We start from the raw sequence: 26263 nt of genomic DNA, 5'->3' as shown, positions 1-26263 counted from the left end.
TTAGGCGAAGACGATGACACCGTCGTACTCAGAGAAAACCGGTGGATAGCCACGGGAACGCTGCAACGATCACGGTGCCCGCGAACAAAACCAGCAAGTAGCGCGCGATCGGGCGCATGCCAACGGAAGGATCGATGCGCGCGACGGCGCAAGCAGCGTAGTAGCCCACCCCGAACGGTGGGGCGAAAAGCCCGATTCCCATCGAGAGCACGACGACCATTGCATAATGAACTTCGTGCACGCCGAGCGCTTTGGCAATGGGAAACAGCAACGGGCCGAACAACACGATGGCGGGTATACCCTCCAGCACGCTTCCCAACACCATGAACGCCACGATCGAGACCGCTAGGAATGTGGCTCTTCCGCCGGGCAGACCCGCCAGCAGCGCGGCAAGTCCTGTCGAGAAGCCCGACTGCGTGAGTGCCCATGCCATGGCCGTTGCTGTGCCGATGATCAGCAGGATGGCGCCGGAGAGCGACGCAGTGTCGGCGAGCGCGTGCCAGATGCGGCCCCATGCGACCGGCTTGCGAAACAGCACGCTGATCAGGACCGCATAGGCGAGCGCATAGGCGATTCCGACGGTCGAAACCTCAGTTGCCGTCGCGATCCCTTTAATGACGGCGAAGCGCACGACGAACGGCAACACGAGCGCGGGGAGCGCAACGACAAACGCGCGCGCGATCTCGGGCCAGGTGGAACGCGCTGCCTGGTCGCTGTCGTGTCGATACTTGAACCACACGCCCGCGCATAGCATCAAGCCAAGCAGCAGAGCGGGCATGAGGCCGCCGACGAAGAGATCCGCGATCGACACGCTCGTGACGGAGCCGATCGTGATGAGCACGATGCTTGGCGGCACGGTTTCGGTCTGCGCGCCGGTCGCTGACAACAGCGCGATCAGATCGCCATCCTTGGCACCACGCGCTCGCATCTCGGGAAACAATACGGGAGCGACCGCCGCCATGTCGGCGGCCTTCGAGCCCGAGATACCGGATACCAGGTACATCGCGCCGACCAGCACATAATGCAAGCCGCCACGCACGTGACCGAAGAGCCGGGCGAGCAGCCCGACCATGGCTTTTGCCATGCCCGTCACAACCACGAGCGCGCCGAGAAAGATGAACAGGGGCACTGCGAGCAGCACAAGATGCGACATGCCTTCTTCCATGCGGCCGATCATGACGTCGGTCGGCGCGTGCGTGACGATGCTCAGATAGGCGAGCGTCCCCAGCCCGAAGGCGAAGGCAATCGGAACGCCGGCGAAGATTGCGCCGCCGACGATCACCACAAAAAAGATCAGCAGGTTGTAGAGACCCATTGCGACAATCGACGGCTTGCAGAGATAAAGCGCGGTGGCGATGACAGCGATCAGCGCGAGCGCCAGTGCGAAATCGGGCAGGCGGACTTGGCGTCCCAGGCGTAGCAATCCGAATACGATCATGAGCCCGATCCCTGCGGGCAAAGCGGCTGCGCGCCAGACACCGGAGATCGCCAGCGAGTCGGTTTCGATCGGAAATTCGCTCACCGCATACTGGATCGCCGGCATCAGCAAGATGGCGAGCAACATGAGGCTTGCGGTCATGCTGAAGGCATCGAAGCGCGCGCTCGGCCCGCGTCCCTGACGGCTCACGAACGCGACCATGCGCATGTGCTCCATGCGACGGTACGCGATCGCGGCGCCCAGGCTCGCGACCCAGGCGAACAGCGTTGACGCGAGTTCATCGCTCCAGGTCAGCGGCTGGTGCAGCAGATAACGGCATGACACGCCCGCGAGCAGCAGCGCAACTTCGATTGCCAGTGCGCAGGCGGTGACAGTTTCAACGAGGGTGCCAAGCCACCTGTCGCAGATGCCGGCGCACCGTTGCCATAGCGACGATGCGTCGTGCTCGGCGCGTGACATGCGGGTTTCGATCATAGCCTGTAGATTTCTCACGCTGAACTCCCGGAGAAGACGGCGATATTAAAAGCGGACTCAGCCGATGTGCCCGGCGTACTTTTCGAGCAACGCCCACATGTCGGGACCGAAGCGCTTCTTCCATTCTTCGTAGTAACCGGCCTGGCGAAGCGCCACGCGAAACGGCTTCGGGTCCACCTCGATGACCTGCATCTTTTTATCCTTGGCCAACACCCCGGCGAAGCGCGCTTCGAGCGCGACCACGTCCGCGCGTTGCGCAAGGGCGGATTCGTTGAGATTCCTCGATACGACCGCGCGCAGGTCTGCCGGGATCTGGTCCCAGGTCGCCTTATTGACGAGCGATAGCCAGCCGTCCCACATGTGGCGCGTGAGCGAAACCGACTTTTGCACTTCGTACAGCTTCGCGAAGTAGAAGGTGGTAAGCGGAAGCTCGGTGCCGTCTACCACCCGCGTCTGCAACGCGGAGTAAATCTCGTTCATGTTGATCGTGGTCGGCGATGCGCCGAAGGCTTCGAACAAAGAGATCCAGAGCCGGCCGGGCGGTACGCGCAGCTTGAAGCCCTTGAGATCTTCGGGCTTTCTCACCGCGATGGCGGACGACGTGATCTCCTTGAAACTTAGGTCCCATACCTTCTCCTGACAGAAGAGGCCGGCCGCCGAGATCCTGTCGCGCAACGCGGCGCCCAGGTCGCCGTCCATGGCCGCCCATATTTCCTTGTAGGAGGGAAAGGCAAAGCCAACACCGACGATCGCGCATTCGGGCACGAGCCGCGACAGGATCACGCTCGAGAGCGTGAACATGTCGAGCGCGCCGGAGCGTAACTGGCTGAGCATTTCCGTGTCCGAGCCAAGTTGACCGTCGGGGAAAAGCTGGATATCCACGGCGCCGTTGGTCTGTGTGCGAATGCGCGTGAACGCCTCGTTCAGCCTGACGTTGAGCGGATTCTCGATATTGACGTTAGTGCCGTATTTGAGCTTGATGGGCGCCGCGGCACGCGCGAGCCGAGGCATGGCGACGGCGGCGCACACTGCGGCGCCCGTTGTGAGCACGCGGCGGCGCGCCTGGGATTTCTTTGACATGGTCACGCTTGTCTCCTGCTATTTTGTTTTAGCGCCGCTTAGCACGGCTACCTGCAGCCAATTCTTGACGAATGTTCAGATGACGTTGAGCGCACGCAGTTCCGCGAGCCGGGCAGCGCCGATGCCGAGTAGCGAGTTGAGTACGCTGTCGGTATGCTCACTAAGTACGGGTCCGAGCCAGTTGACTTGTCCAGGCGTGCCACACAAGCGGGGGACAACATTGGCCATGGTCAGTTCGCCCACACGATCGTCCTTAACCGTCAGCAGATTGCCACGCTGCTGGTAGTGCGGGTCGTCGAAAATCTCGTCGATTGCATATACCGGACCGCAGGGAACCTGCGCCTTGTCGCAGGCGTCGATCACCTCCTTGAGCGTACCCGAGCGGGTCCATGCGGTGACGATCCGGTCAACCTCATCGCGATCCGCAAGGCGCTGTGCCATGGTCGCGTAGCGCTCGGGCGTCGCGAGTTCCGGCTGCAACATCAGCACCGCAAGCCGCTCGAAGAGCTTGTCCGTGGTGCACGCTATGGCTACCCACCGGCCATCGCGCGTTGGATAGTGACTGTGCGGCACGACAATGGCAGTGGCCGCGCCCATTCGCTGGCGAATGATCTTCTTCGCGCCGTAGGCCGGAACGAGTTCATCCAGGATGCGGAACATGCTCTCGTACAACGCGACGTCGACGACCTGGCCCTCGCCCGTGATGTCGCGCGCGCGCAAGGCGAGCAGCACGCCGATCGCGCCGAAGAGCCCGGAACCGTAGTCGGCGAGTGTCGCCGAGCCGGGCGTGACGGGTGGCCCGTCAGGATCGCCAGCGAGGAAAGACAGGCCGCTGAATGCGTTGGCGATGCGCCCGAAGCAGGGGCGGCCGGCGTACGGGCCGGTTTGTCCGTAGCCTGTTATGCGCAGCATGATGATGCGCGGGTTGATCGCCTTCAGGTCTTCGTATCCCAGCCCCCAGCTTTCGAGCGTGCCGGTCTGGAAGTTCTCGCACACCACGTCTGACTCTGCCACGAGTCGCTTAAACAGGTCAGCTCCCTCGGGCTTGCGCAAGTCAAGCGTGACGGATTTTTTGTTCCTTGCCTCGGTAAGCCAGGCAAAACTGTCGCCCGATGCCGACGCATTGCCAAGTCTCCTGCACGGGTCGCCAACATCCGGCAATTCGACCTTGATGACCTCTGCACCGAACTCGCCCAGCAAGGTGCTGGCGAACGGGGCAGCGAGAAAGGTGGCGGCATCGATCACGCGGATGCCTTGCATCGGCATGGTCTCGGCCACGGGGGACTGGGGCGATGTATTTAACGTCAAAATGAGACTCCTGAGGGTTTTGATTCAGACGTGTTCGGGCTTGCTGGCGCGCGTCGCGAGGCTGTGTCTTTCGATCAGCCGCTGGGCGCGGGACACGATGGGATAGTCGACGAATCCGCCCTCCACGCGAATTGCCGATATCCCGGCCGCTTCCGCCTGCCTGAAGGCATCGACGATCGCCCGTGCTTTCGCCACTTCGGCCTCGCTCGGAGTGAACACCTCGTTCACCACCGTCACCTGGTCCGGATAGATACAGAACTTGCCGCCGAAGCCGAGCGTGCGTACATGCACCGCGGAGCGCCTGAGACCTTCTATGTCGGCTATATCGACGTGGGCGGTGTCGATGGGCGGCGCGAGTCCCGCGGAGCGCGAGGCAACACACAGCCGGGAGCGGGCAAAAAGTAATTCTTGCTCGGCGGCGGTCCACTCCATGCCGAGATCGTTGACGTAATCGCCCGCGCCGAAAGCGAGGCGCTTGACACGCGCCGAGCATCGGGCGATCGCCTCGACGGTATCGAGTCCGCGTGCGGTTTCGATGATTGGCATGAGTTCGATCGCTCCGCTTTCCAGCCCGCGCTCACGCTCGAGTTGGCTGATGATCCAGTCGGCGATGGCAACATGTTCGGGGCCTTGCACCATCGGCAGGATCATGCCTCCGAGACCCGCGACGACGACGGCCTGGAAATCCGCGAAGGCATAAGGCGTGTCGAGCCCATTGATCCGCACGAACACGGGGCCATTGGTCAGACCTGCTATCACGCGGGCGGCGGTAGCGCGCGCCGTCGCTTTCTCGCTAGCAGCGACAGCGTCCTCCAGATCGAAGATCGCGGCGTCCGCACCGCATTGGGATACTTTGGCGAGATGTCGTTCGTTGGAAGCCGATGCAAAGAGTAGTGTGCGCACTAGTTGCTCCTCGCTTGCGGCGGCTGGCTATGCCGCAGGTTTACCCGCGATTGAGGTTGCATGTCTTGTCTCCATTCGTTTTAGGTCTTGGCGACCTTATGGTGATTGAAAAGTATCACCTGAAGGGGCAAAATAAAAGTGCATAAGGAACATACGGCTAATAACGTTTTTGCATGAGTAAGCGTGAATCCTAAAAATCTCCGGTCTTTCATGAAGGTGGTCGAGTTCGGCACGTTCAACCGCGCGGCGGGGCAGTTGCGCATTACGCAGCCGGCGCTGAGCCGCCGCATTAGTTCGCTCGAAGACGAGGTGAAGACCAAGCTATTCGACCGGCACGGCCATGGCGTCACGTTGACTGACGCGGGTATCGTGTTGAGGGATCATGCGGAGGGCCTGTTGCGCCATCTGGAGCAGGTGCAGTGTGAGTTGACGAGCCGAGCGTCTACGCCGAGCGGTAGCCTCTCGGTCGGACTGCCTGCGCCGTTCAGAAGCATCGTGTCCAGCACGCTGATACCGGCGTTCTGCCTGGAACACCCGCAGGTGAAGCTGCATATCTTCGAAAACACACCGCTCTTGATCTTCAACCTCCTGCAGGCGGGTTCGCTCGAACTTGGGGTGATTTCGGGCGAAGAGCCGCCTTCGGGCCTGACCTGTGACCCCTTTCTCACGGAGAGTCTCTTCCTGGTCGGCGCGACGAAGCACGGCCTGCAACTCGACTGCCCTGTGTCCGCGGCGCGCCTGCCCACACTGCCGCTCGTCCAGGCGCCATTTCCAAGTGCCGTGAGAACGCTGCTAGCGCGCTACTTCTCCGGCGGCGAGGCGCTCAGCTACAACGTCGAGGTTGACAGCTATCACCTGATGATCGACATCGCGGCATCAGGTCACAGCTTTACCATCCTGCCTTTCTCGGCTATTCGGGAGCATGTCCAGTCGGGACAGATATGCGCGGCTCCCATCGCCGAACTGCAAATGCATTGGGTTGTCGCACGTCCGGTCGAACGCCAGATTTCGGTCGCTGCGCGGCGCTTCGAGAACTCCCTACGGCGCCTGACGTATGAAGAGGTGCAGAGCGGTCGTTGGCTTAGCGCGAGTTACCACGACGCGCAATAGGCCCGCATTTTCAAAGTGAAGTGCGATAGGGATCAATGTCCAACACCGGAAGACGGGACTGGCCGACCCTCGTTTAAAAGCTGCGACTTCGAGCAGGCGAACGGAAAGATAGCGCAGTGGATAGGCATTCGAATCTGCACCGACATTGGTCCAACAAAGCCCCTTGGAAAGATGGCTGACCACCTTGCCGGGAAGAATGCCGGCCGTTGACCTAAGTTAGGTGAGGGGTGTGATCCGCGAGACAGGCGTGCGGCCTATGGCATCGCTTGGACGCCCGCATTGGAAGGCGCGTGCGTGTTCCACGGCGGCGGATCGAACAGCGCCGCTATCCAGTCGATGAAAGCCCGCGTCTTCGCGGGCTCGTGCCGCAGCGACGCGCGCACAATATTCAGCTTCTCATCCACCGCGCCGATCCATTCTGGCAGCACATGTACGAGGCGTCCGTCGCGCAGTTCGCGGCCGATGAGCCAATCGGTGGCGAGCATCACACCGGCGGAGCCGAGCGCGGCGTGGATGGCCGTGTCGATATCGTCCGTCGAGAGGCGCGAGCGGATTCGCACCGTCTGATGCGCATCTTTCTTGCGCAGATGCCTGAGATGCCAGACCGGATGCGTCATGAGCGGCGTGAAGCCAATGCATGCATGGCGCTGCAGATCGCGCGGCGTGTCAAGCGGGGGGTTTGCCGCGAGGTAGGCGGGCGACGCGCACAGCAGCCTGCGCATCGTGAGCAGCGGCTTGGCGACGAGACGGCTATCCTGCAACTCGCCGATCCGCACGCCGACGTCGTGCCTTCCTGCGATCAAGTCGACGAAGCTGTCTGTATAGTTGCATTCGACGTCCAGCAGCGGATAGCGCACGAGCAATTCGGGTAGACGCGGAGCGATCCATTTACGCCCGAAGCCAGCCGGCAGACTGATTCGTAACAGGCCGCTGGGTGTGGTCGAAAGCACACGGGCTTCCTCATGGGCGGCGCGGAGAATCGACAAGGCTTCGTCAGCCCGGTCGCGAAAACGCTGGCCGGCTTCGGTGGAGGAAACCCGCCGTGTAGATCGTTCGAGCAGGCGAATACCGATACGCGCCTCGAGCGCGGCGACACGGCGCGACACGACCGACCCGTCGCGCCCGAGTTGCCGCCCCGCAGCGGTGAAACTTCCCGTTTCAAGTACCGCGAGGAATGCGCCGATCTCGTCCGCCTCGATCCCATCCATTGCTGCGCCTCCTGCAAGAGTGTCGTGTTGCAACGGTGGATTATAGTGCCCGCCCGCTGTTACGCTGGTTGCTACTTAATTCAAGGAGCAATCAATGAACACGACCATGCGTGCCTATACGCTGGAAACCGGCAAGAACTACAAACTTGCACAGCGCGATATGGGAGTTCCCAGCCCGCAAGCCGACGAGGTCTTGATCCGCGTGCATGCCGCTGGCCTGAACTATCTGGATCTAATGGTTGCATGGGGACGCTTGGGCGCAGTCGACGCGGCGTTCGTGCCAGGCACTGATGGAGCCGGAGAAATTGTGGCTGTCGGCGAGCGCGTGCGCGGCTGGCGGGAGGGAGATCGCGTGATTGCCGGATCGATCGTGGACTGGGCGGCGGGACCGCTCACGCGCGAAGCCGGCAAGCGGCTTCGTGGCGTTTCGATGCCAGGGTCGCTTGCGGCCTTTGCGGTCGTCCCCGCGACTGCACTCGTGCGTATTCCGGATGCGCTGCCCTACGTGCAGGCCGCGACATTACCGATTGCGGCGACCACCGCGTGGAATGCGATCGTTGCGGGGAACGTGCGGCCCGGATCAACGGTCGCGTTGCTCGGCACTGGCGGTGTGAGCCTTTTTGCGCTGCAGTTTGCGAAAGCGGCGGGCGCGCGCGTTTTCATCTCATCGTCGTCGGACCAGAAACTTGCGCAAGCGCGCACGCTCGGCGCCGATGAAACCATAAACTACCGTACGACGCCAGCCTGGGATGAGGTGTTGCTCGCAGCCACCGACGGTCGGGGGGCCGACCTGGTCGTCGAGACCGTGGGCGGCGACTCGTTCAAGCGCTCAGTCAACGCGTCGGCGATAGGCGGCACGCTATACTCCGTCGGTTTTGTCGGTGGAATGGATGCGTCGTTTCCACTGCTGGATGTGATGGCGAAGACGTTACGCATCATCGGCAGCCAGACGGGATCAACGGCTAATCTCGCGGACGCGGTGCGCGCGCTTGCACAATCGGCTATCGAACCGGTTATTGACCGAGTATTCCCTTTCTCGAATGCACAGGATGCCTATGCATATCTGGAAAAGGGTGGACACTTCGGCAAGGTAGTGATCGATGTCGATGCATCTTTGGGGGACAAATGACCTAAACGTCACCGCAGCGAAGCATCAATTTGTACAAGCGAACGCGGTATAGGCGAGCAAGGATGTATGCGCGCGCTAACCGCTTTTCGCAAAGGCGACAATGTATAGTCATCCGCCTCTGAATCTGGGGTGGGCGGGTTTGGCGGGCCAAGGGTTCGCTACGCCGGGCTTCCGCCCGCCCTTGACCCACGAACCCGCCCACTTCAAATTCAAAGTAGGCTGTATAGCTTGGCCTATATCTATGGGTGCGCTTGATGTTAAAACCTGTAAGACTGGTAGTTGCCCCGATCGCGGTGGTGTTGTCTGGTTTTGCTGTGGCGGCGGAGCGGCCAGCGCCAAGTTATTTGCCGGCGTCAGTTGCCGCGGCGCTCGAGAATGCGCCTGCAATCGTAGAAGGTGCTTCGGGCAAAAACGTCAAATCGACGATCTATGTCTTTATGGACCCCAACTGCATCTTCTGTCATTACGCGTGGAAGGCGTTCCAACCGTACGAAGCTGCCGGGTTGCAGGTGCGTTGGATCCCGATAGGCTTCCTGAAACCGGATTCGCCAGGCAAGGCCGCTGCGTTACTTCAGGCGCAGAACGGTCCGGCTTTGATGCGAGAACTTGAGACTAAATTCTCCGAGAAGGACGAGTCCGGTGGTATCAAGCCATTGGAAAAGGTGCCGTCGGCGACGCAATCGAAGCTGGACCGCAATGCAAAGATATTTCATCACCTTGGCTTTGATGGTACGCCGACGATCATCTATATGACGAGCGGCCCCCGGTGGGCTGATGTCAGCGGCTTGCCGCCTTTGAGCTCATTGCCGACCATGCTGAATTTGCCGGAACAACCGATTATCGATCCGTCTTTGCAACGGTTCCGCTAAAAGTCATTCGCACGTAGTGTGAAAACGGCTGTGCCGCGGTTCACGGTCCGCTTCGAGGATCGCTTCCCTTCGGACTGAACCTATGGTTTGCAACGGGTTTTTGCTTCGGTATGCGTCAGTCGCAATCGGCTGAGAGTGGCCGATTCTGTTCGCAAGGACTTCCCCTCAGAGTCAAGTTTGGGGTTAAGTTTTCTCACGCTGGCGGTTCCGTAGTGATGGCCATGCAGGTGGTCCAGTCGTTTGCGCGGTCATGACACATCTCCGGTTTTTCCCACTGCTGTGTGCGATGCAATTCCAGGAATAGACTGCGTCTTTGCAAACGGCCTTGGTGCCCTTTATGTCGGGCGGGCCACGATATGAGCCGCACAGGAGAACCCTGTTTGAAAAACCGGCGATCAGGCATGGGGCCGTGACCCGCATGCAGTTGTGAGTCGCCAAGAATCGTCGGGTTCTTCTCCCGTTCGGTCCGACCTCGTCTTGCTATCGCGTTGAGCGGTAATTGAGTTTCAGGGCAATCAGGTCATGTTGCTGTGGGTGATACAGATGGCAATGGTGGGTTCATGGGATGGCGCTGCCAGGCATTAGCGTCGTAGCGCTCGTCCTTGGCGAGCATCGCCCAAAGCATTCTCGCGTGCTTGTTTGCAATCGCGATCAGCGTCTTGTAATAGCCTTTGCGTTCGTGAAGCTGCCTGATCCATCGTTGCAGGCGGCCTGCGTGCGTGGGGTCGGCACGCAGTGCCGACTGCAACGTACTTCGGGCTCCCTGGACAAGCAGCGTTCGCAGATAGACGTTTCCGCGCAGGCTGATGTGACCCAGCCGCGTCTTGCCACCCGAGCTGTGCTGGCGTGGGGTTAGGCCAAGCCAGGCGCCAAATTGTCGGCCATTTCTGAAGACCTTCGCATCGGGAACTGCCGCGGCCTGCGCACTTGCGGTCACCGGGCCGACGCCGAGGAGCTCGCTGGCACGCCGTGCAACGTCGCTGCTCCTCGCGTGAGCGGCAATCTGCCTGTCGCAGGCGTCGTTCGACGGAATTCTGTCAATCCGGAATCGCTGTACAGCAAGGAAGGGCCGATCCGAGTTGACCTTGGCGTTCATTCCAAACCCCGAAACCAGCTGACGGGAAGAATTCGGATTTCTACCAACGATTCGTAGCCGCTCCCGCTTCGGTATCTTCAATATCGATTTTCTTCCATTTAGTCGAGTTTATACACGACCTATGGAAGACGAAAAATTTCAGGGAACCTCAGGGTTTGGTTGCGCTTGCTGCCGAGCGCCATCACGACAGCAAGCAGAACATTCGCATTCTGATTGCATTTGGTCAGCTGGGAAAGTCCGTTGCCTCCGATGACGTCGTTCGACGGAATTCTGTCAATCCGGAATCCATGTACGCCAGGAAGGGCCGGGTCGAGTTGACCGATTTATGCCCACTCGGGCCGACATGATTTTGTCAATTCACATCAGTGCGACATAAATCTGTCAATTGGCGTTCATCCCAAATCCCGAAGTCAAACGATGAGAAGAATTCGAATCCCTACCGAAGTTGCGAAGCTATCTCGATGCAGTTATCGCGTATCTGGCCTGACGAGCCCGGGAGGACCGGGATCGCTTCATATTAAAAGTTGGTGCTCAAGAGGCCTAAATCAGGAAGCTGCTGGCGGCATTTTCCTACGCGCAGGATGCAGAAATGCCGAACGGTCACGCTACGGTATGAAGAGCAACCACTATGCTTAAACAGATGACTTCTAATTTTTTGGCCTACCTGTATCCCATATTTTCTTTGCGGAAGGACGGCTCGAGCATCCCACGAAGTCCGTATTCGAGACCAATGTTATTCGTTAATTTGTATAACTAAGTAATCGATTAGCTGTGGAGGCTATCGAAGATGCTGCGTCAATACCAGTAATTTTTTGTGGCGTGATGCCCGTTCCTAAGTTGAATCCGACGCCATGCAGGAGGGAATGGCGCTTCGCAATCACCCTGTGAAGCATACGGCGAGGCGTCGAAGAGGAGGCTCCGTAATTCGCTTTCGTCAAATAGCCCTTTAGGGAAAACCCGCTGCGCACAAACGGAGTTTAGCTCCAAAACCGCGAGTTGACGGATTTATACGCGTAGTGTTGACGAAATTATGTCGGTCTACGAGCGCGGGAAGTCGAGCACCTGGCAAACCCGTTGCAATCCAAAGGGCTTGCCGACGCTTACGGAGATCTCGTGGCTCATGTCGATGATCTCCGAGCGCTCAACGGGCGACGGGCCTGCCGCTCGCGGTCTTTGTTCAAAATCTCGATTGTCATCGTGAGCTCGCCGACGCGCCGGACGGCCTCGTTGAGTTGGGCTTCCAACGGATCGCTAGTGCGTGCCTTCAGGCCTGCCTCCATGCCCGCCAGAGCCTGTTTACGCCAGCATTCAAGCTCGGCGATCGTCACGCCAACTTCGCGCGACACGGCATCGACGGGTTCGCCGCGCAGCAATCGAAGCACCACGCCACGTTTGCGCCCGGTCGACCAGCGTTTGACTTCGGCGGCGCCAGAGGCGTTTCCAGTCGCGCTACGCGCGCCTTCCAGCGCCTCTGGCGCAACTGCATTCGCATCAACTTTCTTCAAGATGAACTACTCCAGTTTGGAACACATGTTTTACCCTAAATCTGTGTCCAGAAAAACCGGAGGCGCCGCACCCTTAACAGATCTATTTCCTCCTTAGGTTCATGCAGCGGCCGAGTTTGTCCTGGCCCGTCGTTCGAAAGGATTCTTTCGATCGGAACCTTTACCCAGCGGTGCGAGCAGGCGTCGACGCGTGAGTCCTTTTTAACTTAAGTGGAGCCGCGCCACTTACGTTAGTTGAAGGCTCGAAAACTATTGCAACGGGGCTTCATGTGGACATGATATATCTCGGTCTACGTCCAACAAGGAGATAACCCCGCAGGAGCCATGACCCTTGAACATGGCAGCCATGACGATAATTCGTTTGCGAGCGTTTTTTTGCGAACCTAAATTCAGTTTGCGCGCTGGACATCACCCGGCGGCATCCTCACCACGGAGCCGATAGTGCCATCGATTAAACCAGGCAGAAGACAAGTCATCAAGTCACTGGGTGCCGCGATTGCGGTCTCGGCGTTACCGGCACCGTTTATTTCAGCGCGCGCGCAAACAGAGAAGTTCAATGGTACGACGCTGCGCCTCCTTACGTGGTCCGACGACACCGGGCTCGCGGCGCTCAAGAATATCGCTGCGACGTTCACAGCCAAGACCGGTGCAAAAGTTATCGCGGATCGCGCCGATGGCACCTCCGGAATGGTGGCTAAACTGAAAGCGGCCGGCGACAAGCCCCAATATGATGTCATCACGCTCGCGGGCGTGGGTGCATCCGGTCTCGCTGATGCCGGCTTGCTGACCATGCCGGATCCCGCGAAGCTGCCGAATCTGAAGGACGTGCCAGCGGCATATCGTTCTGGCGCGAATGGCTTTGGCGTAGGCTATCTGCTATGGACCGATGGCCTGATCTACAGCACGTCAACCTTTAAGCAGGCGCCCAACAGCTACGAAGTCATGTGGGACCCGAAATACGCCGGACGCATTTTTTTGCCGCCTCCCGAGTGGGTCGAAGCGGTTGATACGGCGATCATCGCTGCTCGGCTCGCGGGCGGTTCTCAGCAAAACATTGATCCAGGTTTCAAGAAGCTCGCAGAGCTGAAAGACCGCGTGATGACGCTCGGCGAGAATCCCAATCAAGTGGCGGACCTGTTTCGCACAGGCTCTTTGGATATCGGCGGCATCTATTCGCCAGCATTTTTCCCTGATGCAATTCGTAAGCCCGAATACAAGATGGGCGTGACGTATGGAATGAAAGAAGGGTTTGCAGCGCAACTTATGTTCACGGTGATTCCGAAGGCGCATCCCGGCGATATCGACCTGATCCACGCGTTTATCAACCATTCGCTCGATGCAGGGGTGCAGGGCAAGATGGCTGCCGACGTACTGAACGGGCCAGTGAATTCGAAAGCCGTGATCGCGCCGCAAAGCCTCGCGCTCGTGCCAAGCCCGAAGTTGATCGCGGAAAAAGCTATTCTTCACGACGATAAATCGCTCGCCGCCGTCCAGGAAGCTTGGATCAAGCGTTATACGGAGATTTTCTCGGCATGACGGCGGCGCCGTCTCGCGCTGAGCTATCTATCGCGCGCCGGACGGCGCAGATGAGCGCGTCCGCGTCCAACAGGCGCGCGTGGCTGCTGCTGATGCCGATCCTGCTATTCCTCGCCGTGCTGCTCGCCGCAGCACTTGTCGTGGTGCGCATGAGTTTCGGCGTACGCGCGGAAGACGGGCATGGTTTCACGCTGGAAAATTATATAGCGCTGGCCGAACCCTACTTTATGCGGTCGATGTGGCTCACTGTGCGGCTCGCCGCTGAAAGTACGGTGATAGCCGTGCTCCTGGCGGTACCCGTCGCGCTCGCCATGTCGCGCGTCGAATCGCGCATCGCGCGACGTCTGCTGTTGGCCGGCGTCCTGCTGCCGTTGCTCGTGAACCTGCTTCTGCAAGGCTATGGCTGGCTCGTAATTCTTGGGCCGGCGGGATTACTAAACCGCTTGCTGATGGCGCTGCACATCACACATCGGCCGTTGCTATGGTTGTATCGCGAGCAAGGCGTCTTGCTCGGGTTGATTCAGACTGCGTTTCCGCTGGCCGTTCTGCCGTTGTCGAGCGCGTTCAAAGCAATTTCGAGGTCGTATGAAGAAGCGGCTGCCACATTGGGTGCGAGCCGCCTGCAAGTCCTTCGCGATATTATTTTGCCGCTCGCTGCGCCGGGCCTTGTTTCAGGCGCGATGCTCGTATTCGCATATAACATGAGCGCGTTCGCTGTACCGTTGTTGCTCGGAGGCCGGCGCGTACCAATGCTCGCGCTGCTCGTGCACGATCAGGTTGCACCGCTGCTGAACTGGCCAGGTGCGTCTGCATCGGGCGTTGCTCTGATGGTCGTCGCGCTCGCCGTGGCGTCGTCTTCGCGGCGCTTGGCCAGGCGTGTTCACGGCTGGCTCGGAGTCGACCGGTGAGCGTGTTGCTCTCCCGCCGCCTGCCTGGGGAACTGGGGCGCGCGACCAGCGTGTTTGCCACGATCGTACTCTTTCTGGCCGCGGCGCCAATCCTCACGATGATCGTGATGTCCTTCGGCGTCTCCGGCACGCTCCAATTTCCGCCTGCCGAATTTAGTTTCAAGTGGTATCGCGCTGCGTGGCAAACCTTTGTCTCACCGGATGCTACCGATGTTCTGTCAATCGGCGAAGCGCTGCGCACGAGCTTAACAGTCGCGGTATCAACCATGATCATTGCAATTGTGGTGTCCGTACCTGCCGCGTACGCATTGAACCGCTACACCTTTCGCGGCAAGGATCTAGTCGAGCAACTGGTTGCGATGCCGCTCGTCTATCCGATGGTCATGCTGGGACTCTCGCTCCTGCTCGTGTTCAATGCCCTCCCGGTTGAGCTGGGCATTGGCCGGCTCATCATCGCGCATGTGATTCTGGCGTTGCCCTTCACGGTGAAGAATTGTGCGGCATCGGTGGCAAATATCGGCGCCGAATTCGAGGAGGCGGCCACGGTTATGGGCGCATCGCCGCTGCGTGCGTTAGTCGATGTGATCCTGCCTCTAATGCGCCCCGGCATTCTCGCTGGCATGTTATTCGCATTCATCGTGTCGTTCAACGAATTCACGGTGACATTCTTTCTATACAACATCGACACGATGACGCTGCCCGTCTGGCTCTACAGCCGTACGGTTTCGTCTCTGGATCCGACAGTTTTTTCATTTGCAGTTTTCATCGTGCTGATCGATTTCGCGCTGATCTGGCTCCTTGAAAAACTGGTCGGCGATGCCGGTGTCGCGATCTGACTCAATGCCACTTTCATCCAGGAGGCCGTGATGAGCGATCTAAATATTCAGCATGTATCGAAGTATTTCGGCGCGGCTACTGCGCTTGATGACATCAACCTGAACCTTCCAGATGGCAAGCTCGTCTGTTTTCTTGGCCCGTCAGGGTGCGGCAAGACAACCTTGCTGCGTCTGATTGCGGGCCTCGATACTCCCGACGAAGGTAGTCTACGTTTCGGTGACCGCGAGATCACGAATGTTCCCGCGAATCGCCGCAATTTTGGCATGGTCTTTCAATCACTCGCGCTTTTTCCACACATGACGGTAGCGGCGAACATTGCCTATCCGTTGCGACTGCGTAAGCTCGACAAAGCAGCGCAAACGCAGCGTGTGAACGAGATGCTGGAAATGATTCAGCTGCCACATATGGCGCAAAGACCTGTGGCGCAACTGTCCGGCGGTCAGCGGCAGCGCGTTGCAATTGCCCGCGCGATCGCGTCGTCGCCGCGTCTGTTGCTGCTTGACGAACCGCTTTCCGCGCTCGACGCAAAACTGCGCGAAGCCATGCAAATTGAGATCCGCCGACTCCAGCAACGCCTGGGTATTTCGATGATCATGGTCACGCACGATCAGCGTGAAGCAATGACAATGGCCGACCAGATCGTCGTCATGGGGGAGGGCGCATCGCGCAGATCGGTAGCCCGCTCGATATCTATCGGAATCCGGTTAACGAGTTCGTGGCTGATTTCATCGGTCTAGGAAATCTGCTGCCGGTCACGGCTGACACGCCTGGCACTGTGCGGCTAACAGGAGGACAACCGGTCGTGGTGAATAACGTCGTGCCAGCAGGCGCGTCATCGCTCAGGTTGCTCATCCGACCCGAGGACGTCCGCCTGCGAAGCAATTCGGAATCGTGTGGTCCAAATCGGCTGGAAGGCCGCGTCACGTTCATTCGCGATGTCGGTGCGTCGCTTGAGGCCACCGTCGATTGCGCCGGGGTCGTGTTCACGGCGGCGACTACGTCTTGCACAACCCCCGGTCTTATCCTCGGCGCGCACGTGATCGTGGATTTGCCAGTGAAATCGTGCAAGCTCGTCGCTGCGTGATTACGGTTGATCTGCTTTCGGTGTTGTCGATTTAAGCAGACTCTCGAGCGCGGGAGTCGTGAATGGTTAATACTGCGATGCGGCGGATTTCGCGCGGAGGCATTGTCAGGTTGTTGGGTCGGTCAAGTTAGATGTCGCGATGAAGAAATCGAAATTGCTCTATCGTGGTTACCGTTTTCCAGCCGAGGTCTTCAGTTGGGCGGTGCGCTGGTATTTCCGCTTCCAGTTGAGCTTGCGTGACATCGATGAACTGCTCTTCGAGCGCGGGGTGATCGTGACCTACGAGACGATCCGTCCTGGTGCGACAACTTCGGTAAGGCTTTGCTCACCGAGTCGAAGCCGCGCGGCGCAAGCCCAGTAGTACGTGGCACATTGACGTGATACTTGTCACCCTGCGTGGCCAGCCGTACCTGCTGTGGCGTGCGGTAGACGAGCATGGCGCCGAACTCGACATCCTGGTGCAAAAGCGGCGCGACAAGGCTGCCGCAAAACGCTTCTTGAAGCGAGTGCTGCGTTTGCAAGCGGTGTCGCGTAAGATCGTCACCGATCAATTGCGCAGCTGTCCGGCGGCAAAAGTCGAAATCCTGGAACTTGCGAAGGCAAAGCACATGTTCGTCAAGGCGGCAGCCCAAATTAAACAACCGGGTTGAGAACAATCATCAACTGACACGTGAACGCAAGCGTCGATGCGTGGCTTTCGAGACGTGCGCATGCAGCGACACGTGCCTGATTCGATCGCAAGACTGCGCCGCCGAATTGCCAACATCTTCAAGCGATTTCAGAGATGTCCGCGTTGCTGCGCTGCTCCCTATGGTTTTAAGATGGTAGCCCCTCACCCTTCCGGGTATAGGGCCACCGAAGAACGGAGCGTGCGACTTTCACCGCACTCCGCTCGCGCACAGCATTAAGCGTCCTGTGACGCCGGTCCCGTCGCAACGCACGAGCCCTTCGCAGGCGATCATATTGTTGATTCGCCTCATCGCTGAGGCGAGGAGCCCTGGGCGATTTTGCAATGGTCACCCACAAGCTTCCCCTCTATGAACCGCAAACATGGACCTACGACAACTGCACCACACGGAAGTCTGCATTTTTTCAGATCAGGGCAAATTTGGACCCCTATGTGCCCTATTACTAGCCACCCTTCGATTTTTCCGCGTTCTCATACCCACTTGTCCAACAGCTTCCCTTGCAGGTCACCTGCCTTAACCGAAACACTGGCGTGGGCGGACACTTGGGCTTACCGTGTTCCACGTAAAAGACAAGAGCGGGCAGGTTCTGCCTTTTCGCCGGCAGTCATGTTTGTCCGCGTGCACCGAGTGTCAAACGGAGCATCCGACTGCTTGCCTTTTTGGCTCAAGCCTAACAGCGCCTTTGGCTTGCATACCATGACGACGTTTATCAGCAGTTCGCTTCTGCTAACCATACTGCCCAACCTAGCACCCGATCCGCCTTGGCGCTGGCAGACAACGGCTCTCTCTCACGAGATCACCGCCGCTCGATGAGCGAGTTACATTGTCCCAGTGGCTTCACCCGGAGCTATTACCAATTCCGCATGCACCGGTAGGTTACGATTGAAGGCACAATCGGTTTCCTTCCGGCCGAAGCTAGATGAAACAATCTTCTACGCGACTTCACGTCGCACTAACACAGTAGTACTAGGGCTTTCGGACTCGTTGCATCCGTGCACCTTGGCATGCGGCACCAATGCGAGACCTCGTCGATTGGACGTGCCGCAGGGCGGCGGCCTGCCTGTCGCGCACAACACCGCATGCAGCGCATCGCCGCTTTGTCCTTTAAGCCAACAACGTCGCATGCCATGGTCTTGCTTCACGTGGTCAATGATCGGTTCAATTGCCTGGCGTCGCTTGAGCCAGCGCCGCTGTGGGTTGGTCAACGTCTTGTGTTTGCCACGGTCAATCAACTGTACCGGGCCAAGTTCAGCGTCAACACCGCGAAAGCCGAGATCAGCAAGTAAATAAGCAGGGAACTTTCTCAGGAGAAGAGTCATACTCGGTACATCCAAGTGAGTGGTCCTTGGATACGGTTGCACGCCCCGTCATTTTTTGGATTATCTCGAAGCTACCTGGGCACGTGACCTGCCAGGGTGACAGTGGAGGCGTCAAGGAAAGTTCATGGCTGCATTCAAACAGGCGAGATGGTCCCACCGTATTGCCATACTGCTAGCGTGTATTGCTCTGGTTATCGTAGGCGGTTGGGGCGTCATGGTGCACGAACTCAAACTACAAGTGGCCGAGTTACTAGGTCCCAACGGGTCCGCGGAGCGCATCGACGTGGGATTTTTCACCGTCACGCTTAAGCGCGTCGAGTTACGCGCTCCACGAGAATGGCCTACAAAGGATTTGTTTCGTGCGGAACACGCGGCAATAAAACTCGAATGGCGAACGATTTTTACGCCCAGCGTTCACGCTGAGTACGTCTTCGTCGATCAATACTATTTATCAGTTGTTCGGGCGCGTAACGGTAGCCTTCGCGTGTTGCCGCGCTTCACGTCCGAAGAGCGGGAAGCGGATGGGCAGTCCTGTGCAGCAGCCAAGCGCGCGAACGCCGACAAGCTGATCGACTATATCGTGCTCCGCAACGGCACCGTTGATCTTGTTGATGAGACAATTCGAACGCCACCCTACCGCATCGTGATCACGAACGCCGGCGGTGAAGTGCGTCATTTACGCCTTCCCGATCTGTCAAATCCTACGATCATTGAACTAACGGGTTCTTTGCACGGGCCGTCGCACGAAGGGGTAGTGTCGAGCAAGGGGTCGATCATCCTTGCGAACAGCGACTCGCGATTGCAAACGCACCTGCGCAACGTCGATATCACCTTGTTTGACCCCTATCTAATCAGGGAGGCAGGCAGCACGGCGAAGGCGCGCGGCGGAACGATCGATCTCGCATTGGACGCGACCATTCAAAACGGACGTATCCGTGCCCCCGGCTCCGTCGTTCTCAAGAATCTAGAACTCGCACAAAGCAAAAAAGCGGGCGATACCATCGCGTCCGTGCCAGCGAAATCAGCCGTAGCGGCGCTTAAAGACTCTTCAGGAACCATCAAGCTCAAGTTTGAACTGGATGGCAACCTTCGCGACCCTCATTTTTCCCTGACACAGAGCGTGGGCGCGGAAATCATGAAAGGCTTTCCCAATGCGGTGGCTTCGGGAGCCAGCGGGATAGTGAAAGGGGCAACGCAGGCCGTAGAAGGCATCGGGCGCAAATTGGGAAGCTTGCTCTCGAAATAACTCCATTGGACGGGCCGTTGTCAGGCTGGCCAAGCCCTGAGAACCACCAATAAAGACAAATTTATGGAGCGTTCTTTTTTCCCGGGGCAACGCGCCATATCGCGTTGCCGACATCGTCCGCGACTAGCAAGGCGCCGTCTTTATCGACAACGACGCCAACGGGCCGTCCTTTCGCATGACCTTCTGAATCGAGGAAGCCATCAAGGAAATCTTCGGGAGGACCCGACGGTCTTCCATTGGCGAACGGCACGAAAACCACTTTGTATCCTGTGCGAGGTTTGCGGTTCCAGGAGCCATGCTGCCCGACGAAAGCGCCGTTCCGGTAGTGATCCGGAAACAATGATCCTTTATAGAAAACAAGGCCAAGCGAGGCCGTATGGTTGCCTAATGCGTAGTCTGGAACGACGGCTGTCGCCACGAGATCGGGCCGCTGCGGTTGCACCCGTTGGTCCACATGCGAACCATAATAGCTATAGGGCCATCCGTAAAAGGCGCCCTCGTGTACTGCGGTCATATAGTCAGGAACCAGGTCGTTGCCGAGATCGTCGCGTTCGTTGACGGCGGTCCACAACTCGCCGGTTTGGGGTTGCCATGCGAGCCCATTTGCATTGCGCAAACCGGTCGCGAAGGGACGCATAGTCCCTGTCTTGATATCAAAAATGAGAATTCGTGCACGGTCCGATTCCACATCGATACCGTTTTCAGCGGCATTGCTGTTCGAGCCGACCGTGATGAACAAGTGAGCGTTGTCCGCGCTTGCGATGATATTTTTTGTCCAGTGATGATCGATCGGACCGGCCGGCAGCTCAGCTACCTTTACGCCCGGGCTATGGATCATAGTTTCGCCCGCGACATAGGGAAACCGCAGAAGGGCATCTGTGTCAGCTATGTACAGATCGTTGCCGACCAACGCCATGCCGAACGGCGAATGGAGGTTCTCGATCAGGACGGTCTTGGTCGCGGGTTCGCCGCTCTCGCTCGCCTTGCGCAACAGGATGATTTTGTCGGGGCTCGGTACGCCTGCGCCCGCGCGTTTCATGACCTGCTTTCTGACCCACGCCGTGAACCGTTTGATCGGTCCGCCTGTCTGATCGTGTACCTCTGGCGCGTCAGCTTCGGCAACGAGCACGTCGCCGTTCGGAAGCACGTACAGCCAGCGAGGGTGATTGAGGTCACGCGCGTATGCGTTGACGGTGAATCCCGCCGTTGCCTTTGGACGATCCGCTTGGCTGAAGCTTCTGACAGGTGCGATATTGACCGTCGTGATTATTGATTTCGCGGGAGCGGGCAGAGGCGGTGCGGGACCGAATCCGGTTGTTTCCGGCACAGTGGAGGTCGCGCCGCATGCGGCAAGACATCCGCTTAGAATTGCGACCAGTGCGATTCTTGCAATTCCATGGCTCATGTCGCGGGTCCTGATAAAGACAGGTTGATGTGGGTTTGCATGCGTGGAAGATGAGCGTACTGACTAAATGATTAAGCAACACTGCCGGTATTGTTGCGAACGCCGGCCTGCTTCCATCTGGCGAAGGCAGCCCAGCCGGCCCACGTCGCGGCGAAAACGCCGACGACCGCATAGCCGATTGCTTCTGAGTGATCGTTGAGACTTGAAATCGCGTCCCAGAATCTGCCGTGCAGATCGAGATAGCGGGTAATCAGTCCAAAGGCTTCAATGGCACCAACCACGACGGCGACGCCTACAGAAAAGCCCGTGATAATGATGTTGTACGAAAGTTTTCGAACCGGATCGATTTGGGCCCAACCGTAAGCGCCTTGCATCAGGATGCTGTCGCTGGTATCGACCAGGGCCATGCCGGCGGTGAAAAGCAACGGGAAAATCAGAATAGACCAGACCGGAAGTCCGCGGGCGGATCCGGTAGCCGATATGCCGAGTATGCCGACTTCGGTGGCGGTATCGAATCCCAAGCCAAAAAGAAAGCCTAAAAAATACATGTGCCAGCTCTTGTTGATGAGCCGGAAAAGCGGACGGCACAATCTGGCGAACAAACCGCGACTGACGAATAGCTGTTCAAGGTGTTCATCGGTGTGGGACACCCCGGTGTGAACGCGCTTGAGCGCGGTAATGGCCGAGCACAAAACTCGCAGATTGACGCAAGCGATGGCGATGAGAAATAACGCAGATATCAGGGTACCAATCACCGCGCCAATCTCTTTGAGATTCGAATACCGCTGATCCAGCGTTGTAGCTGTGACTGCAACGAACGCCGAGGCAAGGACGACGATTGTGGAGTGCCCAAGTGAAAAAAGCAGACCGACGCACAGGGGGCGTCGACCTTCTGCTCCGAGCTTGCGCGTTACGTTGTCGATTGCGGCGATGTGATCCGCGTCGACTGCGTGACGCAATCCGAACGAATACGCAAGAAAGCTGGTCCCAATCAACAAAGGGTAACCGCGGAACTGCAAGAACGCCATTGCCCATGCGGCTGCGTTGAAGGCAAATAGTCCGAGATAGAGCAGCTTGATCTTGCTCCTTATCGAAGCGCCGAAGCCATCGGGCAATAATGCGTAGGGTTTAGGCATGGGCACTTGCGAGCCTCGATCGAATGAGTCGGAGCGTTAAGAGGACCGCACCCGGCGCCATCGGGGAAAGTCAGCGGTGGGGCAGGGCGCTTTTGCACAACCGGCGCATCAGGTCGCAGGGCCCGGCGCGAGGTCTTCAACTCCGGGCGTCAGTCCACCGAGAAAGTCGGGGTGCTTGGCAGTCGTATCAAAATAGTTTGATGTTTTAAATAGCTCGTACTTACCTTCCATTGCCAGTTGCCTTGTCTGATCGGCCATGGCTGCCACTTGGTCTGCACTCATTGGCTTGAATGTACGCGTAGCTTCGAAGGCCTGATTCAGTACTTTTTCATTGTCGATGCCAGTGATGACCACCGAAGTCGGCATATTCAAGGAGAAATGAAGCATGTCCAGAGGCGTAAGCGACAAGCCGCTTTTTAGGATCACACTGTCGCCGAAAGTCTTCATGCCCAGCACGCCAATTTGTTGTTTAACAAGTTCAGGAACCACCAGATGTCCAAAACTGCGAAAGTGCGCGTCCATGACATTGAGGGGCATCTGGACCGTGTCAAACTGGAAACCGTGGCGTGCCGCAGTGGCCAGCATGTAGAGATGTATGCGTGGGTCCTTGTGACCCGTAAAGCCGATGTACCGAACCTTGCCGGCCTGCTTGGCGGCCACCAGCGCTTCGAGCGCGCCATCTTTTGCAAAGATGCGGTCAGGATCGTCGAAGCGGAGGATTTCGTGAAACTGCACTAGGTCAATATGATCAACCTTCATACGTTGCAGCGACTCGTCAAGTTGTTGCTGCGCGGACATCTTGGTGCGTCCGTCTATCTTTGTCATAAGGAATGCCTTGTTCCTGTAGCCGCCTTGTGAAAGCGCGGTGCCCATGCGAATCTCGCTTTGACCGCCGTTGTAATCCCACGAGTTGTCGAGGAAATTGATGCCGCGGTCAAGCGCGGCCTGAATCAACTTGACCGCCATTTTTTCATCGACTGGCGGCTTGCCTATGTGCGAACCGCCCAGCCCAATCGCAGACACCTTTTCACCCGTGCGCCCTAGTGTGCGGTACAACATGTCACCGCGCCGTTCGCCTGGATCGGTGACCCGAAGTAGCATGCGCGGGTCGAGGTTACCAACAGTTCCGTCTGCGTTGGTCGACATGTCTGCCGGGGAGGCCTGCGCCGAGGCCGTTCCATGAGCGGCGGCTGCCGCGGCGCCTGCTGCCGTGCCTTGCAGGAAGGTACGTCGTTTCATGACCGGTTCTCCTGAGATATCAATGAGGATTCGTGCGATGTGGAAACCGCCTGCACGGCGGCGTCGATGGCATTGACAATGCGTATTGCCGCGCAGGCAGCGCCAAAGCCATTGTCGATATTCACAACTGAAATGCCCGGCGAACAGGTTGCGAGAATGGCGTCGAGTGCGGTGCGCCCACCTGTCGCCACGCCGTAACCTACCGACGTCGGCACCGCGATCAAGGCGCTTTTGATCAACCCTCCGACGACTGTCGGCAACGCGGCGTCCATTCCGGCAATCGCGATCACGACCGGGAACTCGCTGATCGCTTCGATACGCGTCATCAGGCGCCACAGTCCGGCGACACCGACATCCACGAAGAGGGTCGCGTCTTCGCCATAGTGGTGAAGCGTGCGTTCAGCTTCCCTAGCGACTGGAATGTCCGATGTACCGGCTGCAAGCAGCGCAATGCGTGACGCCTTCGACAGAGGTAGCGCGCTGCCTGCTCGCGCGGTGGAGGACACCGCGCAGTAATCCAAGCAGCCGCGTACCGTCTCGGGAATCGCATCAAATTGCGACTGCGACAGCCGTGTGATGAGCAGACGTGCTCCACGTTCGACTGCTGCTTCCACAATGAACGCGATCTGTGCGGGCGACTTGCCTGCGCCATAGACTGCTTCTTCCAAACCGGTCCGCTCGGCGCGCCTGAAATCCAGTTTAACTTCGTCCTGAATCATGCCTGCCTCGTCAGAAATGCGCTGCCAACCTTATAGGGCGCGAAGTATGGCGGCGACCCCATGAGCGGCCGACCTGTTGCTTCACCTTCTGCCTTGATCGCAGCGATCAGGTGAGCGGTTATCGAAGGCGTCAGCGCTGCGAGACTCTGGTCGTCTAGCTCGATAACGACGCTCAACGCCCGCACGCGGCATCGCACCGTGGCAGCTGTGAGCGCCGCTGCAACCAGCTTCTCGACTCGATGAACAAATTCAAGTGATGGCGCTTCAATGCGTATTCCCGTTTCTATGCGGCTGGACAAGCATGGGGACGACGGCAGGTCGGCGATCGATTCCAGGCCCATTTCGCGGGCAATGCGCCGTACGCCGGCCTTGTCGATACCCGCTTCTATATAAGGATGCCGGACGTCGCGCTCACGCGCCGCATCGAGTCCCGGCCGATATTCACCCAGATCGTCCGTGTTCGCGCCCGACACGATCTGTACATTTGTTTGCGCCTGAATGGTGGAGTAAAGCTGGCTCTTGCAGAAGAAGCAGCGATTGACCGGATTCTCGCGGTAGTGCGCATTGCCGAACTCATTGGCGTCGATCACGGATAGCGACCAGCCTTCCACCGCCGCGACATGCCTGACACGCTCCGTAGCTTCGGCGGGCACAGCGGGCGAGCTCGCGTGCAACATCCTGACGGTGGCACCGTTGCGCTTCCCAGCGCGATGCGCGACACAGGACAGTGTCATGCTGTCGACTCCGCCGCTGACCGCGACGGCGATATCTCCAAGCGAGTCCAGTATCTGGATCAAAGCAGCGAACATGGTTTCCTCTGAGGTAAGTCAGGCTTTGTCGGTTAATGCGGCTTGCACGGCCCGCGTGCGTGTCGCCATGCGTTGAGCATGGTCTTGCCGAGCCATGACGTCATCGGCCTCGGCTTTCGCAGAGATCCCGCCGGGCCGCTCGACACTTTTCACCCGCACGCGCTCGCCGTCCACGTCCACCTCGACTGCCCGGCGCGCGAGGGCAGCTCCGTGAACTAGGTGGTATCGGAGTCCAATGGTGGTGGTTTCGCGGAAGCAGGCATCGAGCACAGCGTCTATCGCTCCCGGCGATGCCAGCACCCGCACCGATGTCGCCATGCGTCCTTTTTTTCCGAACACGGCAGACTGCACGACGTCGAAGATGTGCTCGTGCGCGCGCAGGTGGGAAAGGCCCATTGCGAGATCCTCCGCGCTCTGATCGTCAACTTCGAATTCAATTACAGCAAGTTGGCGATGCGTGTCGCCCGTTGGCGCTATAGATCTGGTGTCGTCAAACACGAGCGCTCGAACGCAGTTGCTGATGCCATCGAGTTTGCGCGTGCCAAATCCGAGTCCAGAGCGAGACAATTTTCCTGAGACCCGGTTCGTCGCAGCTTCGCCGCGACACAGGTATTTGAGGATTGCCGCACCGGTCGGTGTGACGCGTTCTCCCGGGACCCCGTCGTCCACCATGTCGAAACCTTCGAGCAGTAGTGCGGTAGCTGGAGCCGGAACCGGCATGATTCCGTGCGCAGTCTTGATTCTGCCGCCACCGATCGGGATGGCGCTGACGGTCCAGCTCGCACTAATCACATCGATCAGATAAGCCGCGCCGACGATATCCGCAATCGAGTCCCATGCGCCTACCTCATGAAACACAACCTCGCTCGGCGGGACGCCATGTACCTTTCCTTCAGCTTGCGCGAGAAGCTCAAAGATGCTAACCGCATGCTTGGCGATTGCCGCAGGCAGGTCTTGCCGGAGTCGCGCGCGAATATCACTCCAGTGCACATGGTCGTGACTGTGTCCGGGCGCATGTTCATGACGTATGGAAGCGAGATGCCGTCCGCCTGATCCTGCCAGTTCCACACTGAACGTGAAACCATTGAGTATCGAATCGTTGTGCGGATGCAAAGTGCACTGGACACCTCTATCGCTGAACATACGCTCGACAACGCGAATCGTTTCACTTGCATGTTCAGGGAAGGCACTCAGCATGGTTGCGATGAACATATCG

General features: G+C 58.6%; 19 protein-coding genes and 4 pseudogenes. 9 read left to right on the top strand and 14 right to left on the bottom strand.

The annotated features are described in order from the left end of the window. Positions 1–28: 28 nt before the first annotated feature. From AXG89_RS29690 to AXG89_RS29675, 4 genes are all read right to left on the bottom strand, one after another. Positions 29–1897, bottom strand: coding sequence for a TRAP transporter large permease (locus tag AXG89_RS29690; protein WP_062172935.1), 1869 nt, complete (start codon positions 1895–1897; stop codon positions 29–31). A 72-nt stretch (positions 1898–1969) separates the two neighbouring features. Next, the gene (locus AXG89_RS29685; protein WP_062172937.1) at positions 1970–2992 is read right to left on the bottom strand and encodes a TRAP transporter substrate-binding protein; all 1023 of its coding nucleotides are present in this window, start codon (positions 2990–2992) and stop codon (positions 1970–1972) included. A 75-nt stretch (positions 2993–3067) separates the two neighbouring features. Then, positions 3068–4300, bottom strand: a complete 1233-nt coding sequence (locus AXG89_RS29680) for a CaiB/BaiF CoA transferase family protein (RefSeq protein ID WP_062172940.1) — start codon at positions 4298–4300, stop codon at positions 3068–3070. Positions 4301–4324: 24 nt separating this feature from the next. Continuing rightward, entirely contained in the window at positions 4325–5203 is an 879-nt protein-coding gene (locus AXG89_RS29675) for an HpcH/HpaI aldolase/citrate lyase family protein (protein WP_062172941.1), read from the bottom strand. Between the two features lie 183 nt (positions 5204–5386). On the opposite strand from AXG89_RS29675, the gene AXG89_RS29670 reads away from it, so the two are divergent. Next, entirely contained in the window at positions 5387–6313 is a 927-nt protein-coding gene (locus AXG89_RS29670) for a LysR family transcriptional regulator (RefSeq protein ID WP_162916120.1), read from the top strand. Positions 6314–6567: 254 nt separating this feature from the next. On the opposite strand, the gene AXG89_RS29665 is transcribed toward AXG89_RS29670, so the two are convergent. Next, positions 6568–7521, bottom strand: a complete 954-nt coding sequence (locus AXG89_RS29665; protein ID WP_069638431.1) for a LysR family transcriptional regulator — start codon at positions 7519–7521, stop codon at positions 6568–6570. Between the two features lie 94 nt (positions 7522–7615). Here AXG89_RS29665 and AXG89_RS29660 point away from each other — a divergent pair, with 94 nt between their 5' ends. Together AXG89_RS29660 and AXG89_RS29655 are read left to right on the top strand one after the other, a co-directional pair. Continuing rightward, positions 7616–8650 (top strand): zinc-dependent alcohol dehydrogenase family protein, encoded by a 1035-nt coding sequence (locus AXG89_RS29660; protein WP_236873537.1) that lies wholly within the window; start codon positions 7616–7618, stop codon positions 8648–8650. A 254-nt stretch (positions 8651–8904) separates the two neighbouring features. Then, complete coding sequence (locus AXG89_RS29655; RefSeq protein WP_082771589.1) at positions 8905–9519, top strand: thioredoxin fold domain-containing protein; 615 nt, start codon at positions 8905–8907, stop codon at positions 9517–9519. A gap of 520 nt (positions 9520–10039) precedes the next feature. Here the strand turns inward: AXG89_RS29655 and AXG89_RS29650 are convergent. Continuing rightward, a pseudogene (locus AXG89_RS29650) lies at positions 10040–10534 on the bottom strand (transposase); the annotation flags it as partial. A gap of 1199 nt (positions 10535–11733) precedes the next feature. Further along, a complete protein-coding gene (locus AXG89_RS29645; protein ID WP_062173208.1) occupies positions 11734–12120 on the bottom strand; it encodes a transposase in 387 nt (128 codons plus the stop codon). 441 nt (positions 12121–12561) lie between these two features. Between AXG89_RS29645 and AXG89_RS29640 the strand changes: the two genes are divergently transcribed. From AXG89_RS29640 to AXG89_RS29620, 5 genes and pseudogenes are all read left to right on the top strand, one after another. Further along, a complete protein-coding gene (locus AXG89_RS29640; protein ID WP_062173211.1) occupies positions 12562–13656 on the top strand; it encodes an ABC transporter substrate-binding protein in 1095 nt (364 codons plus the stop codon). Between the two features lie 50 nt (positions 13657–13706). Further along, positions 13707–14564 carry an ABC transporter permease gene (locus AXG89_RS29635; protein WP_236873539.1) on the top strand — a complete coding sequence of 286 codons (858 nt, stop codon included), beginning with the start codon at positions 13707–13709 and terminating at the stop codon, positions 14562–14564. Continuing rightward, positions 14561–15400, top strand: a complete 840-nt coding sequence (locus AXG89_RS29630; RefSeq protein WP_205583092.1) for an ABC transporter permease — start codon at positions 14561–14563, stop codon at positions 15398–15400. The genes AXG89_RS29635 and AXG89_RS29630 overlap by 4 nt, the downstream gene beginning before the upstream one ends. Before the next feature lie 30 nt (positions 15401–15430). After that, positions 15431–16485, top strand: a pseudogene (locus tag AXG89_RS29625) (ABC transporter ATP-binding protein). Positions 16486–16624: 139 nt separating this feature from the next. Next, a pseudogene (locus AXG89_RS29620) lies at positions 16625–17393 on the top strand (IS6 family transposase). Between the two features lie 839 nt (positions 17394–18232). On the opposite strand, the pseudogene AXG89_RS43650 reads toward AXG89_RS29620, so the two are convergent. Beyond that, positions 18233–18454: pseudogene (locus AXG89_RS43650) on the bottom strand (IS5/IS1182 family transposase); the annotation flags it as partial. A 163-nt stretch (positions 18455–18617) separates the two neighbouring features. On the opposite strand from AXG89_RS43650, the gene AXG89_RS29610 reads away from it, so the two are divergent. Further along, entirely contained in the window at positions 18618–19739 is a 1122-nt protein-coding gene (locus AXG89_RS29610) for a DUF748 domain-containing protein (RefSeq protein ID WP_069638432.1), read from the top strand. Between the two features lie 61 nt (positions 19740–19800). Here AXG89_RS29610 and AXG89_RS29605 read toward each other — a convergent pair whose 3' ends face one another. The 6 genes from AXG89_RS29605 to AXG89_RS29580 form a co-directional block, all read right to left on the bottom strand. Further along, positions 19801–21144, bottom strand: coding sequence for a PQQ-dependent sugar dehydrogenase (locus tag AXG89_RS29605; protein WP_062173221.1), 1344 nt, complete (start codon positions 21142–21144; stop codon positions 19801–19803). 71 nt (positions 21145–21215) lie between these two features. Then, the gene (locus AXG89_RS29600) at positions 21216–22172 is read right to left on the bottom strand and encodes a HoxN/HupN/NixA family nickel/cobalt transporter (protein WP_236873540.1); all 957 of its coding nucleotides are present in this window, start codon (positions 22170–22172) and stop codon (positions 21216–21218) included. A gap of 216 nt (positions 22173–22388) precedes the next feature. After that, complete coding sequence (locus AXG89_RS29595) at positions 22389–23519, bottom strand: aldo/keto reductase (RefSeq protein WP_062173225.1); 1131 nt, start codon at positions 23517–23519, stop codon at positions 22389–22391. Next, positions 23516–24238, bottom strand: coding sequence for a nickel pincer cofactor biosynthesis protein LarB (gene larB / locus AXG89_RS29590; protein WP_069638433.1), 723 nt, complete (start codon positions 24236–24238; stop codon positions 23516–23518). The genes AXG89_RS29595 and larB overlap by 4 nt, the downstream gene beginning before the upstream one ends. Then, complete coding sequence (locus AXG89_RS29585) at positions 24235–25047, bottom strand: ATP-binding protein (protein ID WP_062173227.1); 813 nt, start codon at positions 25045–25047, stop codon at positions 24235–24237. The genes larB and AXG89_RS29585 overlap by 4 nt, the downstream gene beginning before the upstream one ends. A gap of 18 nt (positions 25048–25065) precedes the next feature. Continuing rightward, positions 25066–26259, bottom strand: a complete 1194-nt coding sequence (locus tag AXG89_RS29580; protein WP_236873541.1) for a LarC family nickel insertion protein — start codon at positions 26257–26259, stop codon at positions 25066–25068. Positions 26260–26263 lie beyond the last annotated feature (4 nt).

Origin of the sequence: Burkholderia sp. PAMC 26561 (assembly GCF_001557535.2) — a bacterium.
Classification (GTDB): Bacteria; Pseudomonadota; Gammaproteobacteria; order Burkholderiales; family Burkholderiaceae; genus Caballeronia.
This window is presented reverse-complemented; position numbering and strand designations above follow the sequence as displayed.

What these genes read in the sequence shown, in the direction of transcription:
- AXG89_RS29665 (WP_069638431.1), bottom strand. Translation starts at nt 7,521, where the DNA reads ATGGATGGGATCGAGGCGGACGAGATCGGCGCATTCCTCGCGGTACTT.
- AXG89_RS29690 (WP_062172935.1), bottom strand. Translation starts at nt 1,897, where the DNA reads ATGTCACGCGCCGAGCACGACGCATCGTCGCTATGGCAACGGTGCGCC.
- AXG89_RS29580 (WP_236873541.1), bottom strand. Translation starts at nt 26,259, where the DNA reads ATGTTCATCGCAACCATGCTGAGTGCCTTCCCTGAACATGCAAGTGAA.
- AXG89_RS29655 (WP_082771589.1), top strand. Translation starts at nt 8,905, where the DNA reads ATGTTAAAACCTGTAAGACTGGTAGTTGCCCCGATCGCGGTGGTGTTG.
- AXG89_RS29685 (WP_062172937.1), bottom strand. Translation starts at nt 2,992, where the DNA reads ATGTCAAAGAAATCCCAGGCGCGCCGCCGCGTGCTCACAACGGGCGCC.
- larB (WP_069638433.1), bottom strand. Translation starts at nt 24,238, where the DNA reads ATGATTCAGGACGAAGTTAAACTGGATTTCAGGCGCGCCGAGCGGACC.
- AXG89_RS29610 (WP_069638432.1), top strand. Translation starts at nt 18,618, where the DNA reads ATGGCTGCATTCAAACAGGCGAGATGGTCCCACCGTATTGCCATACTG.
- AXG89_RS29585 (WP_062173227.1), bottom strand. Translation starts at nt 25,047, where the DNA reads ATGTTCGCTGCTTTGATCCAGATACTGGACTCGCTTGGAGATATCGCC.
- AXG89_RS29635 (WP_236873539.1), top strand. Translation starts at nt 13,707, where the DNA reads ATGAGCGCGTCCGCGTCCAACAGGCGCGCGTGGCTGCTGCTGATGCCG.
- AXG89_RS29595 (WP_062173225.1), bottom strand. Translation starts at nt 23,519, where the DNA reads ATGAAACGACGTACCTTCCTGCAAGGCACGGCAGCAGGCGCCGCGGCA.
- AXG89_RS29660 (WP_236873537.1), top strand. Translation starts at nt 7,616, where the DNA reads ATGAACACGACCATGCGTGCCTATACGCTGGAAACCGGCAAGAACTAC.
- AXG89_RS29600 (WP_236873540.1), bottom strand. Translation starts at nt 22,172, where the DNA reads ATGGCGTTCTTGCAGTTCCGCGGTTACCCTTTGTTGATTGGGACCAGC.
- AXG89_RS29605 (WP_062173221.1), bottom strand. Translation starts at nt 21,144, where the DNA reads ATGAGCCATGGAATTGCAAGAATCGCACTGGTCGCAATTCTAAGCGGA.